The organism is Pseudomonas sp. S31 (assembly GCF_016648105.1).
Taxonomy (GTDB): Bacteria; Pseudomonadota; Gammaproteobacteria; order Pseudomonadales; family Pseudomonadaceae; genus Aquipseudomonas.
Window position 1 is genome coordinate 101,010 of record NZ_JACVVE010000009.1, and the last position, 17,330, is coordinate 118,339.

At 62.2% G+C, this 17,330-nt stretch carries 15 protein-coding genes; 8 read left to right on the plus strand and 7 right to left on the minus strand.

Annotated elements, in window-relative coordinates:
• Positions 1-65: 65 nt before the first annotated feature.
• Entirely contained in the window at positions 66-2,306 is a 2,241-nt protein-coding gene (locus IAE37_RS09420) for a TonB-dependent receptor (protein WP_201172633.1), read from the minus strand.
• Positions 2,307-2,527: 221 nt separating this feature from the next.
• On the opposite strand from IAE37_RS09420, the gene IAE37_RS09425 reads away from it, so the two are divergent.
• Positions 2,528-3,208 carry a Fe2+-dependent dioxygenase gene (locus IAE37_RS09425; protein ID WP_201172635.1) on the plus strand — a complete coding sequence of 227 codons (681 nt, stop codon included), beginning with the start codon at positions 2,528-2,530 and terminating at the stop codon, positions 3,206-3,208.
• 2 nt (positions 3,209-3,210) lie between these two features.
• Positions 3,211-3,960: a tetratricopeptide repeat protein gene (locus tag IAE37_RS09430; protein ID WP_201172637.1), complete on the plus strand. Its 750-nt coding sequence runs from the start codon at positions 3,211-3,213 to the stop codon at positions 3,958-3,960.
• 172 nt (positions 3,961-4,132) lie between these two features.
• On the opposite strand, the gene IAE37_RS09435 is transcribed toward IAE37_RS09430, so the two are convergent.
• Positions 4,133-5,296 (minus strand): type III PLP-dependent enzyme, encoded by a 1,164-nt coding sequence (locus IAE37_RS09435; RefSeq protein ID WP_201172639.1) that lies wholly within the window; start codon positions 5,294-5,296, stop codon positions 4,133-4,135.
• A 506-nt stretch (positions 5,297-5,802) separates the two neighbouring features.
• Here IAE37_RS09435 and IAE37_RS09440 point away from each other — a divergent pair.
• The 3 genes from IAE37_RS09440 (at position 5,803) to IAE37_RS09450 (ending at position 9,809) form a co-directional block, all read left to right on the plus strand.
• Positions 5,803-6,291: a sigma-70 family RNA polymerase sigma factor gene (locus IAE37_RS09440; RefSeq protein WP_201172641.1), complete on the plus strand. Its 489-nt coding sequence runs from the start codon at positions 5,803-5,805 to the stop codon at positions 6,289-6,291.
• Between the two features lie 17 nt (positions 6,292-6,308).
• Positions 6,309-7,271 carry a FecR family protein gene (locus tag IAE37_RS09445; RefSeq protein ID WP_201172642.1) on the plus strand — a complete coding sequence of 321 codons (963 nt, stop codon included), beginning with the start codon at positions 6,309-6,311 and terminating at the stop codon, positions 7,269-7,271.
• A 108-nt stretch (positions 7,272-7,379) separates the two neighbouring features.
• Positions 7,380-9,809, plus strand: coding sequence for a TonB-dependent receptor family protein (locus tag IAE37_RS09450; RefSeq protein WP_201172643.1), 2,430 nt, complete (start codon positions 7,380-7,382; stop codon positions 9,807-9,809).
• Between the two features lie 87 nt (positions 9,810-9,896).
• On the opposite strand, the gene IAE37_RS09455 is transcribed toward IAE37_RS09450, so the two are convergent.
• From IAE37_RS09455 to IAE37_RS09470, 4 genes are read right to left on the minus strand one after another with little or no spacing between them, the layout of a single operon-like run.
• Positions 9,897-11,054: an osmoprotectant ABC transporter ATP-binding protein OsmV gene (locus tag IAE37_RS09455; protein ID WP_201172645.1), complete on the minus strand. Its 1,158-nt coding sequence runs from the start codon at positions 11,052-11,054 to the stop codon at positions 9,897-9,899.
• Entirely contained in the window at positions 11,051-11,704 is a 654-nt protein-coding gene (locus IAE37_RS09460; RefSeq protein WP_201172647.1) for an ABC transporter permease, read from the minus strand. The genes IAE37_RS09455 and IAE37_RS09460 overlap by 4 nt, the downstream gene beginning before the upstream one ends.
• Positions 11,701-12,612 (minus strand): glycine betaine ABC transporter substrate-binding protein, encoded by a 912-nt coding sequence (locus IAE37_RS09465; protein ID WP_201172650.1) that lies wholly within the window; start codon positions 12,610-12,612, stop codon positions 11,701-11,703. The genes IAE37_RS09460 and IAE37_RS09465 overlap by 4 nt, the downstream gene beginning before the upstream one ends.
• 12 nt (positions 12,613-12,624) lie before the next feature.
• Positions 12,625-13,338, minus strand: a complete 714-nt coding sequence (locus IAE37_RS09470; RefSeq protein ID WP_201172653.1) for an ABC transporter permease — start codon at positions 13,336-13,338, stop codon at positions 12,625-12,627.
• Between the two features lie 400 nt (positions 13,339-13,738).
• On the opposite strand from IAE37_RS09470, the gene IAE37_RS09475 reads away from it, so the two are divergent.
• From IAE37_RS09475 to IAE37_RS09485, 3 genes are all read left to right on the plus strand, one after another.
• Positions 13,739-14,107, plus strand: coding sequence for a type II toxin-antitoxin system RelE/ParE family toxin (locus tag IAE37_RS09475; RefSeq protein WP_201172656.1), 369 nt, complete (start codon positions 13,739-13,741; stop codon positions 14,105-14,107).
• Positions 14,091-14,420 (plus strand): XRE family transcriptional regulator, encoded by a 330-nt coding sequence (locus IAE37_RS09480; protein ID WP_201172659.1) that lies wholly within the window; start codon positions 14,091-14,093, stop codon positions 14,418-14,420. The genes IAE37_RS09475 and IAE37_RS09480 overlap by 17 nt, the downstream gene beginning before the upstream one ends.
• 102 nt (positions 14,421-14,522) lie before the next feature.
• The gene (locus tag IAE37_RS09485; RefSeq protein WP_201172662.1) at positions 14,523-16,106 is read left to right on the plus strand and encodes a peptide chain release factor 3; all 1,584 of its coding nucleotides are present in this window, start codon (positions 14,523-14,525) and stop codon (positions 16,104-16,106) included.
• Positions 16,107-16,223: 117 nt separating this feature from the next.
• Here IAE37_RS09485 and IAE37_RS09490 read toward each other — a convergent pair whose 3' ends face one another.
• Complete coding sequence (locus tag IAE37_RS09490; RefSeq protein WP_201172665.1) at positions 16,224-17,303, minus strand: polyamine ABC transporter substrate-binding protein; 1,080 nt, start codon at positions 17,301-17,303, stop codon at positions 16,224-16,226.
• Positions 17,304-17,330: the final 27 nt, after the last annotated feature.

Here is a 17,330-nt window from a genome sequence, read left to right on the forward strand (position 1 = left end):
GTGCATTATGCCTCGATACGCAAAAGCCCCGCTCACTGGAATGAACGGGGCTCGGGGAGGCTGCTTTAGAAGTGGAAGTTCGCGCTCATCAGGGCGGTGCGTCCTGGCGCTACGTGAGCGTAGTGAGGGGCGAACACCTGGTCGAAGTAGCGTTTGTCCGTGAGGTTCTGCACGTTCAGTTGCAGATCGACGTTCTTGGTCAGACGATAGGTGGCCATGGCGTCGTAGCGCCAGTACGAGGGCACCTCGACCGAGTTGGCTTCGTCGCCGAAGCGTGAGTCGACGAAAGTGGCACCGGCCCCGACGGTCAACTGCGGGATGATGTCGTAGGTCGACCAGAAGGTGAAGTTGTTCCGAGGCGTGCTTGGCATGTGGTTGCCTTCGTTGGCCGCAGTGCTGGTCTTGACGATCTCGCTTTCCATGTAGGTGTAGCCGCCGTAGACCTTCCATTTGCTGGTCAGGTTGCCAGAGTAGGTAAGCTCCACGCCCCGCACGCGTTGTTCGCCATCCAGAACCTGGTAGGTCGCGTTGTCAGGATCGGTGACCCGGGCATTGGTCTTGTCGGTACGGAACAGAGCGGCGGTCAGCGACAGGTTCTCATCGAAGAAGTCCCACTTCGTGCCGATCTCGTAGTTGCGGTTGCGTTCCGGATCCAGATCGCTGTTGTTGGTGGCCAGTTCCAGGCCGCCGTTACCGCTAGTTTCGCCGGATGGGTTGCTTGAGGTCGACCAGGCAGCATAGATGCTGCCGTTCGGCAATGGCTTGTAGACCACGCCAACCTGGTAGTTCCACAGGTGGGCATTGTTCTCGCGAGAGAAATCTCCGGCCACCGAGCCACGACCGCCCGTGCTGTAGCCGCTGGACTTGGTCCGGTAGTCGTCGTAGCGCAGGCCGAGGTTCAACGACCACTGCTCATTGAACGTCAGGGTGTCGAACACGTAGGCGGCACTGGTTTTGGTGTCAGTGTCGGTAAAGGCCTTGCTGTCGGTGATGGTGCCCGACCAGCTGTCGTCCGGCGACGGATCGTGCAGGCTGGTGCAGTCCCCCGAGGCCAGCAGGGCAGGGGTGCAAACGGTGCCGGTGCCGGCGTCCGAAGTGATCACATAGCCGCGATTGTGGGTGTCGGTGTAGGTGAACTCCAACCCGGTTACCAGGCTGTGCTCGACGAACCCGGTATTGAATTTGGCGCTCAGGTCGGTCTGGTTGACCCACCCCTTGGATGTCGAGTTGCGGTTTTTGGTCGAGCGGTACACCGTGCCGTTGGCCACGTTGCCCTTGCTGTCATCTGGGTTGGTGACGATGTAGTCCAGCGTCGAGCGGGACATGCGGAAGCTGTTCGACAACGTCAGGCTATCGTTCAGATCATGTTCGATGCGAATCGTACCGCTGTCGTTGGTTGTCTTGCGGTAGTCGCGATCATTGAGGCCGTAGAAGTTGTCTCGGTCGACATGCGCGGGGCCGTCGACGTTGTACTTGCTGCGATCGGCGCTTCGGTTCAGTGGAATGCCGTAGTCGGGCATGTCGTCCGTCTTGAGATGGTAGTAGCCGACGGTCACACGTGTATCGGTGCCCAGACCGAAGGCGAAGGAAGGGGCGACCCCCCACCGGCTCACATCGACGTCGTCACGCCCTGCGACGTTGGCCTCGTGCTTCATCAGGTTCAGACGAAATGCCGAGGAATCGGTAAGTTGCTTGTTCAAGTCCAGGGTAGTGCGTTTGGTCTGATCCGAGCCCCAGGTGAAACCACCGTTGTAGCTGTCACCCAGCTTCGCCGATTTGGTCACCAGGTTCAGACTGCCGCCTGTGGAGCCTGCTCCAGTGAAGGCCGAGCCTGGGCCTTTGCTGACTTCGATGGACTCGACGTTGAAAATCTCGCGGCTTTGCGACGCTACATCACGCATGCCATCGACGAAGACATCGCTCTCGGCGTTGAAACCGCGGATGATCGGGCGGTCACCTGCCGGGTTGCCACCTTCACCGGCTCCGAAAGTGATGCCAGGCGTTGTACGCAGCGCATCCGCCAGGCTGGTAGCTGCGGTATCGCGGATCACCTGCTGGGGAATGACGGTCACGCTCTTAGGCGTTTCGCGCAGGGGCGCCGTGTATTTCTTCGAACTGGAGACGTCAGTCTTGTAGCTGGTGACGTCCTGAGTCGCGTTGACGCTGGTTGCATCCAGCGATACTACGGAGCTGTTGTCGGTGTCGGCCGCCAGGGCGATCTGTGTAGATGACGCGGCGGAAATGGCGACTCCGATGGCAGAAGCAATTCGGCGTGGCGAACTCACTGCAGATGGTACGTGACTCATGGTTGTAGGACCTTCCCCAAGGTGTGAAGGCCGCGGATCTTAATGTAAGCAATTGTGACTAACAATTGAGAGTCATTACCATTCGTTAGAAATTTACATTCTTTACAATTTCGGTTTCTGGTTTACATTTGCTGAAACGTGAAACGTCACAAAAGGGCTTGTGCGGTGTAAAAGGGAATCAATATCATTGGCCCTTTACATTTCTTCACGGTGCCGCCGCCATGCTGCTTCATATCCCCGGCTTGTTCGACCAAGGCGAGCTCGCCCGTATCCGCGAGGCCCTGGAGCAAGCCGACTGGGCGGATGGCAAGGTCACCGCTGGCTACCAATCGGCCAAAGCCAAGTACAACCTGCAACTGCCCGAAGGGCACGCGCTGGCCAAGGAGATCGGCGGCGCACTGATCGAGCGCCTGTGGCGCAACCCGCGCTTCATGTCGGCCGCGCTGCCGCACAAGGTGTTCCCGCCGCTGATCAACTGCTACCGCGAAGGCGGCAGCTTCGGCTTCCACATCGACAACGCCCTGCGCCAGCCCAAAGGCAGCGTCGAGCGGGTGCGCACCGACCTGTCCTCGACCCTGTTCCTCAGCGAGCCGGACAGCTACGACGGCGGCGAGCTGGTGATCCAGGACACCTACGGCACCCATCAGGTCAAGCTGGCGGCCGGCGACCTGGTGTTGTACCCCGGCACCAGCCTGCACAAGGTCAACCCGGTGACCCGTGGTACCCGTCTTGCTGCGTTCTTCTGGACCCAGAGCCTGGTGCGCGAGGACAGCCAGCGGGCGTTGCTGTTCGAGATGGACAATGCCATCCAGCAACTCACCGCCGACGTGCCGGACCATCCGTCCTTGCTGCAACTGACCGGCACCTACCATAACCTGCTGCGCCGCTGGGCCGAGGTCTGACCATGTCCTATCAATTGCGTCGTGAGGAAGTGCTGGATGTCGCTGGCCTGCAGGCGATGCTCGAGCACAGCCCAGGCAAGGCGGCCCAGGCGATTCTGGCGGCGGCGGGGCAGGGCGTGAGCGAGGCGCAGCTGTTGCTCGGGCAGATTCTGCTCGACGGGCGTGGTATCCAGCAGGACGCCAGCGTGGCACGGCGTTGGTTCGGCATCGCCGCGCAGGGCGGTAGCGCCATGGCCCACAACATGCTCGGGCGCTGCCTGGAGCATGGCTGGGGAGGCGCGGTGGACCCGTCCCAGGCCGCCATCCACTATGCGCGAGCGGCAGACGCCGGCCTTGATTGGGGCCTGTACAACCTGGGCAACCTGCTGGCGACCGGGCGTGGGCTACCGGCCGATCAGGCCCAGGCGCTGAACTGCTACGAAAAGGCCGCGCAGATGGGCCATGCCAAGTCGATGAACCTTTATGGGCGCTACCTGGAGCATGGCATCGCCACCACGCCGAGCCCGGTGCGCGCGGTGCGCTGGTATCGGCGCTCGGCCGAGGCGGGGGATTTTCGTGGGATGTTCAGCCTGGCGATGGTGCTGGTCGAGCGGGGTCAGGTGGGCGAGGCTGCGCCCTGGCTGGAGCGAGCCAGGATCGAGGGCAACCTGAACTTCCTGCGGGCTGCGTTGGTGACATTGCAGGACGCGGGGCCGGTGCTGATGAGCTTTGCCGGGCGTTATGCCGAGGAGATCGAACGGCGCGAGGCCTGATGTTACCTGTGCCGGCCTCTTCGCGGGTAAACCCGCTCCTACAGGAGCAGTGTTTCCACAGGTACAGTGACTGACCTGAGGAAACACTGCTCCTGTGGGAGCGGGCTTGTCCCGCGAGAGGCCGGTGCAGGACGGCACATATGGAAACGGGGCCTTTCGGCCCCGTTTCGCATTACAGGTAGTAAGCCTTCAGCGGCGGGAAGCCGTTGAATTCCACCGCGCTGTAGCTGGTGGTGTAGGCACCGGTCGACAGCCAGTACAGGCGGTCACCGATGGCCAGGTTCAGCGGCAGGCCGTACTTGTAGTTTTCGTACATGATGTCGGCGCTGTCGCAGGTCGGGCCGGCGATGACCACTTCTTCGGCCTCGCCTTTCTTTTCGGTCCAGATCGGGAACTTGATGGCTTCGTCCATGGTTTCGATCAGGCCGGAGAACTTGCCCACGTCGGTGTAGATCCAGCGCTCGACGGCGGTGCGCGACTTGCGGGCGACCAGCACCACTTCGCTGACCAGGATGCCGGCGTTGGCGATCAGCGAACGGCCGGGTTCGAGGATGATCTCTGGCAGCTCGTCACCGAAGTCTTCCTTGAGGAAGCGGATGATCTCTTCGGCGTAGGTTTCCAGGCTGTTGGTCCGGGTGATGTAGTTGGCCGGGAAGCCGCCACCCATATTGATCAGCTTGAGCTCGATGCCGTCTTCTTCCTTCAGGCGCTCGAAGATCACTTTGACCTTGGCGATGGCGGCATCCCAGACGCTGATGTCGCGCTGCTGGGACCCTACGTGGAAGGAGATGCCGTACGGCACCAGGCCCAGGTCGCGGGCGAGGATCAGCAGGTCCATGGCCATGTCGGTCTGGCAGCCGAACTTGCGCGACAGCGGCCAATCGGCAGTGGTCGAGCCTTCGGTGAGGATACGCACGTACACTTTCGAGCCCGGCGCGGCCTTGGCGATGTTGCGCAGGTCGGCTTCCGAGTCGGTGGCATACAGGCGCACGCCCTTCTCGTAGAAGTAGCGGATGTCCTTGGACTTCTTGATGGTGTTGCCATAGCTGATGCGGTCGGCGCCGACGCCGCGGCTCAGTACTTTGTCCAGCTCGTAGATCGATGCGATGTCGAAGCTCGAACCTTTTTCCTTGAGCAGGTCGATGATCTCGACGGCAGGGTTGGCCTTGACGGCGTAGTAGACCTTGGCGAACTCGAAACCTGCGCGCAGGTCGTCGTAGGCCTGGCTGATCATCTGGGTGTCGATGAGTACGAACGGGGTTTCCTGCTTGTCGGCGAATGCCTTCATTTTCTGGAAGGTGTCACGCGCGAAATAGTCTTCGACCTGGATCGACATGCTCAGGGACTCCATGGGCAAACTGAAAGATTAAGTGGCTGCAAACTGAACGTCCTCCGTATCCCCACTTTGGTTCGCCTACTCAGTACTTGAGCCGGATGGATCGTTTCCAGCATGGACGTTCGGCGCGCACTTTAGGGCGTGAAGAATGCAGAATCAACAGGCAATCCGGGCGTGTTCGTCGCGGATCGACGAGCAGCCATTTGAATAACCGACTCATGTGACCGGCTGATGTTCCATCGCAGGTTTCAGGCGTAAAAAATTGTGGAATGGACGCTGTCGACCCCTTCGCGGGTGAACCCGCTCCTACAGGGTTTTGCAGATTTCTGTAGGAGCGGGTTTACCCGCGAAGGCCCTCACGGTGTTCATATTTATGGCCACGTTCAGGCGCCCATCGGCACATGAAAAAAATCATGAATTTTTTTGTTACCGACATGCGGATTTGCCGCCATTGATGAGAAACATTACTATTCGCACCCTCATCTGCCTCCCTGACGACTCCTCCCGTGGCTGGACACAAAGGCTTTCTCGACCATTACCAAGAGCTGATCGGCACCTGGACGCGCAAGCTGCGCAGTCGTCAGCAGGCCGAGGACCTCACCCATGATGCTTTCGTCCGGGTACTGGAAACCTCGCGCGAGCAGGTAGAGCAGCCTCGCGCCTATCTCCATCAGACCGCACGTAATATCGCGGTGGATGGCTTTCGCCGTGAAGACCGCCGCCAGAGCCTGGAGCGCGAGGCCCTGGACGAAGGCACAGCCGCCAACGGCGACCCAGAAGCCTATGTGCATGCCCTGGAGCTGGCCGACAGCATCGAGCGTGCCCTGGCCGAGCTGCCGCTGAACTGCCGCCGGGTGTTCATCTGGCAGAAGCTCGAAGGCCTGACCCAGGCCGAGATCGCCGAGCGCATGGGGTTGTCCAAGAACATGGTCGAAAAGTATATGATCCGCACGCTCCGGCATCTGCGTGAGCACCTGGATGTGTCGGCAAGATGAGGCAGGAGACCTTTCCCATGAAACAGCACGGTAGCGAAACGGTCCGCGAACAGGCAGCCGAATGGTTCGCCCGCGCGCAGGATGCGCCTGGCGATGCCGCGCTGCAGGCCCGCTTGCAAGCCTGGCTGGCCGCCGACCCGCTGCATGCTCAGGAGTACCTGCACCTGACTCGGCTCTGGCAGGCGGTCGACCTGGTGCCGCGCCAGCGCCTCGAAGCGTTGTGCCAGGCCGACCCTGTGCAGCGCTTGCCACGCCGGCGCTTGCTGCACCAGGCGCTGGCGGCCAGTGTCGCGGTGCTGGCGCTGGGCCTGGGGTGGGGCGCCTGGAAGTACCAGCAGCTCAACCATCAGGATGATTTGCAGACGGCCTTCGGTGAGCGGCGCCAGGTCGAGCTGCCCGATGGTTCTCGCCTGGAGCTCAACGGCGCAACCCGGCTGCAGGTCGATTTCAGTGGTGCGCGCCGGCATATCCAGCTGGATGCGGGTGAGGCGATGTTCATCGTCGCCCACGACAGCAGCCGGCCGTTCGTGGTCGCCACCGCCCAGGGCAGTGTCACCGTGACCGGCACCCGCTTCGATGTGCGGCTCGATCCGGCCGCCACCCGCGTGGCGGTCGAGCAGGGTTCGGTCCGGGTCCAGGGCAAGGACGCCTCGCTGGCGCAACTGGGGGCCGGCCAGGGGACGCAGATCGATGCGCAGGGCGAGGTAGCCGCGCCCTACGCGGTCAACGCGGCCGCGCTGACCGCCTGGCGCCAGGGCAAGCTGGTGTTCGAAAACGCCACGCTGGCCGAGGTCGTAGCCGAAGCCTCGCGTTATCGTGCCCAGCCACTGCGGGTCGCCCCGGGCAAGGTGGCTCGACTGCGCTTGTCCAGCACCTTCAGCACCGATGACACGGACGCGCTGTTGCGCGCCTTGCCGAACATCCTGCCGGTGGCCATCAAGGCCCACGAAGATGGTTCCCGCGAAATAATCGCGAAATAGATTCAGGTTTTTTTTCGCTCGTTCGTCTTCCCCGCCAGCTGCAACTGCCAAGCATTTTCATTTGCATGCGGTTGGGTCCATTCCGAATCTTCAGGATGTTTCGACGACGTGAACAACAACAAGCCATTCCCACGCTGGCGCGCCCTGGCGCTGGCCCTAGCGGTCGCTGCCGTCACTGCCAACAGCCAGGCCGACCAAGCCATCAGCACGATCCAGATCCAGGCGCAGCCCTTGGCCACGGCGCTGACCCAACTGGGCCAGCAGACCAACCTGCAATTGTTCTTCAGCCCGGAGCTGGTGGCCGGCAAGCAGGCGCCGCAGGTGTCCGGCAGCCTGGCGCCAGAACAGGCGCTGCAGCTGTTGCTGCAGGGCAGCGGGCTGACCTACGAGATGTCCCAGGACACCGTGGTGGTCAAGCCAGCCGAAACCGCTGGCACACTCACCACTGGCAGCCTGGAGCTGGCCCCGACCGACGTCAAGGTGGTCGGCGACTGGCTGGGCGATGCCGACCAGGCCGTGGTGCAGAACCACCCGGGCGCACGCACGGTGGTGCGCCGCGAGGCCATGGTGGAGAAGGGCGCGATGAACGTGCGCGACGTGCTGCGTGGTATCCCTGGCGTGCAGGTGCAGGAGTCCAACGGCACCGGTGGCAGCGACCTGTCGCTCAACGTTGGCGTGCGTGGCCTGACCTCGCGCCTGTCGCCCCGTTCGACGGTGCTCATCGACGGCATTCCAGCGGCCTTCGCGCCGTATGGCCAGCCGCAGTTGTCGATGGCACCGATATCCTCCGGCAACCTCGACAGCATCGACGTGGTGCGCGGTGCAGGCTCCGTGCGCTATGGCCCGCAGAACGTCGGCGGGGTGATCAACTTCGTCACCCGGGCGATCCCCGAGAAGGCTTCGGCGGAGCTTTCCACCACCCTGGAAACCTCCCAGCATGGTGGCTGGAAGCACACCGAGTCGGCGTTCGTCGGCGGTACGGCCGACAATGGCATGGGCGTGGCCTTGCTGTACACCGGGGTCAACGGCAATGGCTATCGGGAGAGCAACAACGGCAACGACATCGACGACGTGATCCTCAAGACCCACTGGGCGCCTACCGACGTCGACGAATTCTGGCTCAATTTCCACTACTACGACGGCCGCGCGGACATGCCGGGTGGCCTGACCCAGGCCCAGTACGACAGCAAGCCGTTCCAGTCGCTGCGCGACTACGACTACTTCGCCGGGCGGCGCAAGGATGTGTCGTTCAAGTGGCAACGCCAGCTCGACGATGCTACCCAGTTCGAAGTGCTGACCTACTACACCGACAGTTTCCGCGGCAGCGCCATCGCCTCTCGGGACATGAAAACCTTGTCGTCATTCCCGCGCAACTACCACACCTTCGCCATCGAGCCACGCTTGTCGCGAATCTTCTTCGCCGGCCCGACCACCCAGGAAGTCAGCGTCGGCTATCGCTACCTGAAGGAAGGCATGCGCGAGCAGTCGTCGCGCCTGGCACTGATCGACAACGTGCCGACCTCCACGCCGACGTCCGACGGCCACGTGTTCCAGGACCGCAGCGGTGGTACCGAGGCGAGCGCCTACTACATCGATGACAAGATCGACGTCGGCAACTGGACCATTACCCCAGGCATCCGCTTCGAGCACATCAATACCGACTGGCGTGACCGCCCTGTGCTGGGAACCAACGGCCAGCCGGTGCCGGAGAAGAACCGAAGCATCACCAGCAACGAGCCGCTGCCGGCGCTGAGCGTGATGTATCACGTCTCCGATGCCTGGAAGCTGTTCGCCAACTACGAGACTTCCTTCGGCAGCCTGCAGTACTTCCAGCTGGGCCAGGGTGGCAGCGGCGACAGCACGGCCAATGGCCTGGAGCCGGAAAAGGCCAAGACCTATGAAATCGGCACTCGGTACGACAACGGCGGTTTCGCCGGGGAGTTGACGGCGTTCTACATCGACTTCGACGACGAGCTGCAGTACATCAGCAACGACGTGGGCTGGACCAACCTGGGCGCGACCAAGCACCAGGGCATCGAAGCGTCGGTGCGCTATGACCTGGCGGGGCTGGACCCGCGGCTGGAAGGGCTCTCGGTGAATGGTGGCTACACCTACACCCGAGCTACCTACGAAGGCGAGATCCCAGGCTTCAAGGGCCGCGACCTGCCGTTCTATTCGCGCCAGGTGGCGACTGCCGGGGTGCGATATGAGGTCAATCACTGGACCTGGAACCTGGACGCCTATGCCCAATCCAAGCAGCGCGCGCCGGGGACCGGGATCAACAGCGATGGCAGCTTCACCGGTGACTACATCACCGAGCCGAGTGCGGATGGGCAGTATGGCGACATTCCGGGGTATGTGACCTGGCATGCCCGTGGTGGCTACGACTTCGGGCCGCAGATGTCCAACCTGAAGCTGGCGGCGGGGGTGAAGAACCTGTTCGACAAGCAGTACTTCACCCGCTCCAGCGACAACAATGCCGGCATCTACGTGGGTGAGCCACGGACCTTCTATGTGCAGGCCAGTGTAGGGTTCTGACACCGCGTCGGCTGCTTCGCGGGTGAACCCGCTCCTACAGGGTCGTGCTGTACCTGTAGGAGCGGGTTTACCCGCGAAAGAGCCCTATCAGGACGCCGCCACCTCGGCCGGCGAAACGATACTGGTCTTCGCCCCCCGCGAACGCCCCGAGCTCAAGTAAGCTGCAATCGATTCCTGCGTCACCTCACCCAGGAACACCTGCTCGGCATCGAGCACCGGCAACCACGCCCGATTGAACTCGTACATCCGCGACAGCAGGATGCGCAGGTGCTCGTCGTGCGAGGCGGTGGCATTGAACTGGCGCAGGAAGTCGCCACAGCTGCCTTGCTGGCGGTGCATGTCGCGTCGACGCACATAGCCCAGCGCCTTGTTCTGCGCATCGGTCACCACCACGTAGCGGCGGTCGTGTTCGTCCAGCAGCTCCAGGGCATCGGCCACCGGCGTTTCCGGGCTCACCGACGGGGCGTTGTCCGCGGCATCCTCGGCGCGGACCAGCAACAGGCGCTTGAGCGTGCTGTCCTGGCCGACGAAGTTGCTGACGAAGTCATCCACCGGATGCGCCAGCAAGGTGTCCGGGTGGTCCAGTTGGAGTAGCTTGCCGGCGCGGAAGATGGCGATCTTGTCGCCCAGCTTGATGGCTTCGTCGATGTCATGGCTGACCATGATCACCGTCTTGTTCAGCGCCCGCTGCATCTCGAAGAACTCGTTCTGGATCATCTCGCGGTTGATCGGGTCGACCGCGCCGAACGGCTCGTCCATCAGCAGCACGGGCGCTTCGGCGGCCAGTGCGCGGATCACGCCGATGCGCTGTTGCTGGCCGCCGGACAGTTCACGCGGGTAGCGTTGCAGGTACTGCTTGGGCTCGAGCTTGATCATGTGCATCAGCTCGCGGGCACGCTCGTGGCACTTCTGCTTGTCCCAGCCGAGCAGGCGCGGCACCACGGTGATGTTCTCCTCGATGGTCATGTTGGGGAACAGGCCGATCTGCTGGATCACGTAGCCGATATGGCGGCGCAGGGTCACTTCGTCCAGGGCACTGGTGTCCTCGCCGTTGATGAACACCTGCCCGGAGGTGGGCGTGATCAGGCGGTTGATCATCTTCAGCGTGGTGCTCTTGCCGCAGCCCGAGGGGCCGAGGAACACGCAGATCTCGCCTTCGTTGACGGTGAGGCTTACCGAGTCGACCGCCTTGACGTCCTTGCCGTTGACGTTGAAGGTCTTGCTGAGGTTCTTGAGTTCGATCATGAGCGCAGTCCTTCTGGAGTCAGGGCACGTTGCAGGGTTTGCAGGAGCAGGTCGGCGACGATGGCCAGCAGGCTGACCAGCACGGCGCCGACCAGCAGCATCGACATGTCGCTGCGGCTGATGGAGGTGAGGATGAGCACGCCAAGGCCACCGGCACCGATGGTCGCGGCGATGGTCATGACGCCGATGTTCATGACCACGGCGGTGCGCACGCCAGCGAGGATCACCGGCACCGCGATGGGCAGTTCGACCATGCGCAGGCGCTGGCCGAAGGTCATGCCGATGCCGCGCGCGGCTTCACGGATGCCGGGCTCGACGTTGGTCAGGGCCAGGTAGGTGTTGCGCAGGATCGGCAGCAGTGAATAAAGGAACACTGCGGTAATCGCCGGAAGCGGCCCCAGGCCCTGGCCGAACTTGGAGTAGAACGGCAGCAGCAGGCCGAACAGGGCGATCGACGGGATGGTCAGCAGCACCGTGGCACTGGCCTGCAACGGGCCGGCGAGGGCCGGGAAGCGGGTCATCAGGATGCCCAGCGGCACGCCGACGAGGATGGCCAGGCCGACGGCGATGCCGACCAGCATGACGTGCTGCCAGGTCAGTTGCAGGACCTGGGCCCAGTCAAGGTGGGCGAAGGTGTCGAGCAGGTTCATGGCTGTACCTCGCTGAGGGGGTGTTCGCGCAGGAAGTCAGCGGCCACGGCGGTCGGGCTCTGGTGCTCGACGTCGACCTTGGCGTTGAGCTGGCGCATGGTCTCGTCGTCGAGCTGCTCGGCCAGCGGCTTGAGCAGGCCGGCCAATTGCGGGTTGGCGTCGAGCACCGGCTTGCGGATCACCGGGGCGGCGGTGTAGTCGGGGAAGTAGTGCTTGTCGTCCTCGAGTAGCTTGAGGTTGAACGCGTTGAGGCGGCCGTCGGTGGTGTAGACCAGGCCGGCAAACACCTGGTTGTTGTGCATGGCGGTATAGACCAGGCCGGCATCCATTTGGCGGATGTTGGCGCGACCCACTTGCAGGTCGTACAGCTCCTTGAGGCCGACCAGGCCATCCGGGCGGTTGGCGAACTCGGTGTCCAGTGCCACCAGGTGATTGCGCTTGCTTTCATCGCGCAGCACCTGGTTCAGATCGCTGATGGTGTTGACCTGCGGGTATTGCAAGGCAACTTCCTTGGGCAGACCCAAGGCATAGGTGTTGCTGAACTTGGACGGAGTCAGCCAGATCAGGTCTTTCTTGGCATCCAGTTCCTTGACCTTGGCGTAGGTGGCCGCGGCGTCGGGCATACGTTCGTCGATATGGTTGTAGGACACCAGCGAGACCCCGGTGTACTCCCACATCAGGTCGAGCTGGCCGGTTTCCTGGGCCTGGCGGGCGATGCTGCTGCCAAGGCCGGTGGTCACGCGTACGTCAAAACCGTTGGCGCGCAGGTACTGTGCGGTGATCTCGGCGAGCACGGTCTGTTCGGTGAAGACGCGCGCGCCGATGCGGATCAGCGGTTTTTCCGCTGCCTGGGCAAATCCTGCGAACAGCAGGGCCGCGCCCAGCAGCAAGGCGATTCTCTTCTTCATACGTTCCCTCTGTTATTGGGCCAGGCCACGTTCCAACCAGCGCTTGCTGGAGAAACTCACCGCGGCGTCCAGCACCAGGGCCAGCAGCGCGGTGCAGGCGGCGCCCAGCAGCAGCTGTGGCTGGTTGTTCAGGGCGATGCCGGGGAAGATCAGGCTGCCAAGGCTGTTGGCGCCGATCAGGAAGGCCAGTGGCGCGGTGCCGACGTTCAGGGCCAGGGCCACGCGCACACCTCCGACGATGATCGGCACGGCATTGGGCAACTCGACCTGCCACAGTTGCTGGCGCGGGGTCATGCCGATGCCGGTGGCGGCCTCCTTGAGCGAGGCGGGGACGTTTTTCAGGCCTTCGTAGGTGTTGCGCACGATGGGCAGGAGGGAGGCGAGGAAGAGCGCGAAGATCGCGGGACCGGCGCCGATGCCCAGGATACTCAGGGCGATGGCCAGAACGGCCAGAGGGGGAACGGTGTTGCCTACGTTGAAGAACTGCATGAAGCGTTCGGCTTTGTCGACCCGGTGCGGTCGACTCAAGGCAATGCCGGCAGGGATGCCCACGGCCAACGCCGCCGCCATCGAAGCCAGCACCAGGACCAGGTGCGCTTGCAGGTAGAAACCAAGATCGTCGCGATAACGCGCGATCGTGTCGATGCCGATCCAGTGGACCAGCAGGGCCAGGATGACGAGCACGGCGGCCCATCCCAACAGCCCCTTTCCGTAGCGTTTAGCCACAGGCGGACTCCTTGTGTTGTCGGCGAGCACACTTCTTTTGTTGCCGCCTTTTCTTGGCGGCGGTGGGTGTGTTCGCGAGTAGCAGCGTGAGGCAACCGAAGGCTGCGATCAGGCCATGAGCCGAACCCCGTCGGGCCCGAAAATGCTGATGAAACCAGTCCCCAACCGAAGCGGGTTGCAGGGGAGTGGACGTCTCCGTGGGCGTAAAGGTTCCCATCTGAGGCGGCATTTGGCCAGCGTTAATCACTGGAACTATGTATATTTCGCACAAAAAATAAGCGTAATTCTTACTTCAAGGCGTTGAATTACCTGCTATCGATCTACCTTCGCCTATCGACAAAATTCTCTTCCTGATTTTTTCAATATTCGCTTGAGGGAATATTCCTCTGGAGGTATTTTGTTGGCGTGGTCGATCAGTTTTTGCACGGAGTTCGTTGCCGATTTCGACGGGCTCGAGAGTGCGATCAAGAAAGAGCTGGTAGGTCAGCTCAGGTTGCTGGAGCTTCTGGGGCCGGTACTGGGGCGTCCGCGAGTCGATACGCTGAAGGGATCCCGGCATCACAACATGAAGGAGTTGAGGTTCTGCGCAGGCAATGGCGTCTGGCGAGTTGCTTTTGCATTCGATCCAGCGCGAAGTGCCGTGATCCTGGTTGCAGGGGATAAGGCGGGGTTACGCGAGAAGCTTTTTTATCGGCGCCTGATAAAGCGTGCCGATGATCGTTTTGACAAGTATTTGCTCAGGGGAGAACGTAATGTCCAAGACGCTTGATGAGGTAATGAACAGCTTGCCCGCGGAGCTCCGGGCTGCGGCTGAGGAACGTGGGCGCGAGCTGATCCGTGAGGAGATGACTTTGCAGGCGCTGCGTAAGCAGCTGGAGTTGACGCAAGAAGGCATGGCCCAGCGACTGGACATTCGCCAGGCCAATATATCCAAGGTCGAGAAGCGTACTGACATGCTGATTTCGACGCTACGGGGCTATGTAGAGGCGATGGGGGGTACGCTAGAGTTGGTGGCGCATTTGCCAGGCCGTCCGCCTGTTACCCTTGATGGTTTCGCTGAAGCGCCGATTGTCCGCGACTAGCTTGCAGCACTTGCTCGACTGACGGAGGGATCGGTTTTGGTCCCCCGCCCAACTTCAGGTATGATACTGCCCCTTTCAAATCCCCCAGTCAGGCGATTTCCCATGACCAACCAGGCCGCCGAAGTCGCGAAGCGCCGCACTTTCGCAATCATTTCCCACCCCGACGCCGGTAAGACCACCATCACCGAGAAGCTCCTGCTGATGGGCAAGGCCATTGCCGTCGCCGGTACCGTGAAGTCGCGCAAGTCCGACCGCCACGCCACTTCCGACTGGATGGAAATGGAGAAGCAACGCGGTATCTCCATCACCACCTCGGTGATGCAGTTCCCCTACCGCGAGCACATGATCAACCTGCTCGACACCCCCGGCCACGAAGACTTCTCCGAAGACACCTACCGCACCCTGACCGCGGTGGACTCGGCGCTGATGGTGCTCGACGGCGGTAAGGGTGTAGAGCCGCGGACCATCGCCCTGATGGACGTCTGCCGCCTGCGCGACACGCCGATCGTCAGCTTCATCAACAAACTCGACCGTGACATCCGCGACCCGATCGAGCTGCTCGACGAGATCGAGGCGGTGCTGAAGATCAAGGCCGCGCCGATCACCTGGCCGATCGGTTGCTACCGCGACTTCAAGGGTGTCTACCACCTGACCGGCGATTACATCATCGTCTACACCCCAGGCCACGGCCATGAGCGTACCGAAGCCAAGATCATCCAGAAGCTGGACTCCGACGAGGCCCGCGCGCACCTGGGCGACCAGTACGATTCGTTCGTCGAGCAGCTCGAACTGGTGCAGGGCGCCTGCCACGAGTTCAACCAGGATGAGTTCATCAACGGCCAGCTGACCCCGGTGTTCTTCGGTACCGCGCTGGGCAACTTCGGCGTCGACCATGTGCTCGACGCGGTCGTCGATTGGGCACCACGCCCGCTGGGCCGTGTCGCCCACGAGCGGACCGTCGAGCCGGTCGAGGAGAAGTTCACCGGTTTCGTGTTCAAGATCCAGGCGAACATGGACCCGAAGCACCGCGACCGTATCGCCTTCATGCGCATCTGCTCGGGCAAGTACGAAAAAGGCATGAAGATGCGCCACGTGCGCCTGAACAAGGACCTGCGCATCGGCGATGCGCTGACCTTCTTCTCGTCCGAGCGCGAGCAGCTCGAAGAGGCCTACGCCGGTGACATCATCGGCCTGCACAACCACGGCACCATCCAGATCGGCGACACCTTCACCGAGGGCGAGGCCCTGGGCTTCACCGGTATCCCGCACTTCGCCCCGGAGCTGTTCCGCCGCGTGCGCCTGAAAGACCCGCTCAAGTCCAAGCAACTGCGTCAGGGCCTGCAGCAGCTGGCCGAAGAGGGCGCGACACAGGTGTTCTTCCCTGAGCGCAGCAACGACATCATCCTCGGTGCGGTCGGTGTGCTGCAGTTCGACGTGGTCGCCAGCCGCCTGAAGGAGGAGTACAAGGTCGAGTGCGCCTACGAGCCGATCACCGTCTGGTCGGCCCGCTGGATCGGTTGCGACGACAAGAAGAAGCTCGAGGAATTCCAGAACAAGGCCATGGAGAACCTGGCCATCGACGGTGGCGGTCACCTGACCTACCTGGCGCCGACCCGCGTCAACCTGGCGCTGATGGAAGAGCGCTGGCCGGACATCAAGTTCCGCGCTACTCGCGAGCATCACTGATCCAGGCAGCCTTCACCTGCCCCTGTAGGAGCGGGTTCACCCGCGAATGCGATGTTGGGTCTACCGATGCATTCGCGAGTAAACTCGCTCCTACAGGGAATCGCATGACGGCTGGAATCAATTCCCTGCCTTGATACTGGTCCAGATCCGGGTCCTGATGCGGTCGATCTTCGCCGGCATCGCCTCCAGCGCATACAGCTTGTCCATCACATCGTCGCTCGGGTAAATCATCGTATTGCCCTTCATCGCCGGGTCCACCAGCGCGTCCGCCTTGAGGTTGCCGTTGGCGTACTGCACATGGTTGCTGATGTTGGCCATCACCTGCGGCTGCAGCAGGTAGTTCATATAGGCATACCCAGCCTTCTCATCCGGCGCATCGGCCGGCATGGCGACCATGTCGAACCACATCGGCGCGCCCTCTTTCGGGATCGAGTACCCGACCTTCACTCCGTTCCTCGCCTCTTCGGCACGGTTCTTCGCCTGCAGCACGTCCCCCGAGAAGCCCACCACCACGCAGATGTCGCCATTGGCCAGGTCACCGGTGTACTTAGAGGAATGGAAGTAGCTGATGTACGGCCGCACCTGCATCAGCAACGCCTTGGCCTTCTCGTAGTCCGCTGGGTCCTGGCTGTGGTGGGGCAGGCCCAGGTAATGCAGGGCGATCGGCAGCAGCTCGGGACCGTTGTCGAGCACCGCGACGCCGCAGCTTTTCAGCTTGCTCATGTACTCGGGCTTGAAGATCAGATCCCAGGAATCGACCGGGGCGTTGTCGCCGAGTACGGCCTTGACCTTGTCGATGTTGTAGCCGATGCCGGTGCTGCCCCACAGGTAGGGGAATCCGTGCTGGTTGCCAGGGTCGTTCACTTCCAGGGCCTTGAGCAGTACCGGATTGAGGTTGTGCCAGTTGGGCAGTTGCGCACGGTCCAGCCGTTTCAGGGCCTTGCCCTGGATCTGCCGGGCCATGAAGTGGTTGGACGGAAACACCACGTCATAGCCGGAATTGCCGGTCATCAGCTTGCCATCGAGGGTCTCGTTGCTGTCGTACACGTCATAGGTCGGCACGATGCCGGTGGCTTGCTGGAAGTTCTTCAGCGTGTCGGGGGCGACGTAGCTGGACCAGTTGTAGATTTTCACCGTCTCGGCGGCACTGGCCACGCCAGCGGCCAACGCCAGGGGAGCGAACAGGAACATGCGCATATCGGGTTTACCTTGCTTTGTGTGTTT

Excerpts from the sequence above, each read along its gene's own strand:
- IAE37_RS09490 (WP_201172665.1), bottom strand. The coding sequence starts at position 17,303 with ATGCGCATGTTCCTGTTCGCTCCCCTGGCGTTGGCCGCTGGCGTGGCC.
- IAE37_RS09425 (WP_201172635.1), top strand. The coding sequence starts at position 2,528 with ATGCTGCTTCATATCCCCGGCTTGTTCGACCAAGGCGAGCTCGCCCGT.
- IAE37_RS09430 (WP_201172637.1), top strand. The coding sequence starts at position 3,211 with ATGTCCTATCAATTGCGTCGTGAGGAAGTGCTGGATGTCGCTGGCCTG.
- IAE37_RS09485 (WP_201172662.1), top strand. The coding sequence starts at position 14,523 with ATGACCAACCAGGCCGCCGAAGTCGCGAAGCGCCGCACTTTCGCAATC.
- IAE37_RS09460 (WP_201172647.1), bottom strand. The coding sequence starts at position 11,704 with ATGAACCTGCTCGACACCTTCGCCCACCTTGACTGGGCCCAGGTCCTG.
- IAE37_RS09445 (WP_201172642.1), top strand. The coding sequence starts at position 6,309 with ATGAAACAGCACGGTAGCGAAACGGTCCGCGAACAGGCAGCCGAATGG.
- IAE37_RS09435 (WP_201172639.1), bottom strand. The coding sequence starts at position 5,296 with ATGTCGATCCAGGTCGAAGACTATTTCGCGCGTGACACCTTCCAGAAA.
- IAE37_RS09455 (WP_201172645.1), bottom strand. The coding sequence starts at position 11,054 with ATGATCGAACTCAAGAACCTCAGCAAGACCTTCAACGTCAACGGCAAG.
- IAE37_RS09480 (WP_201172659.1), top strand. The coding sequence starts at position 14,091 with ATGTCCAAGACGCTTGATGAGGTAATGAACAGCTTGCCCGCGGAGCTC.
- IAE37_RS09420 (WP_201172633.1), bottom strand. The coding sequence starts at position 2,306 with ATGAGTCACGTACCATCTGCAGTGAGTTCGCCACGCCGAATTGCTTCT.
- IAE37_RS09465 (WP_201172650.1), bottom strand. The coding sequence starts at position 12,612 with ATGAAGAAGAGAATCGCCTTGCTGCTGGGCGCGGCCCTGCTGTTCGCA.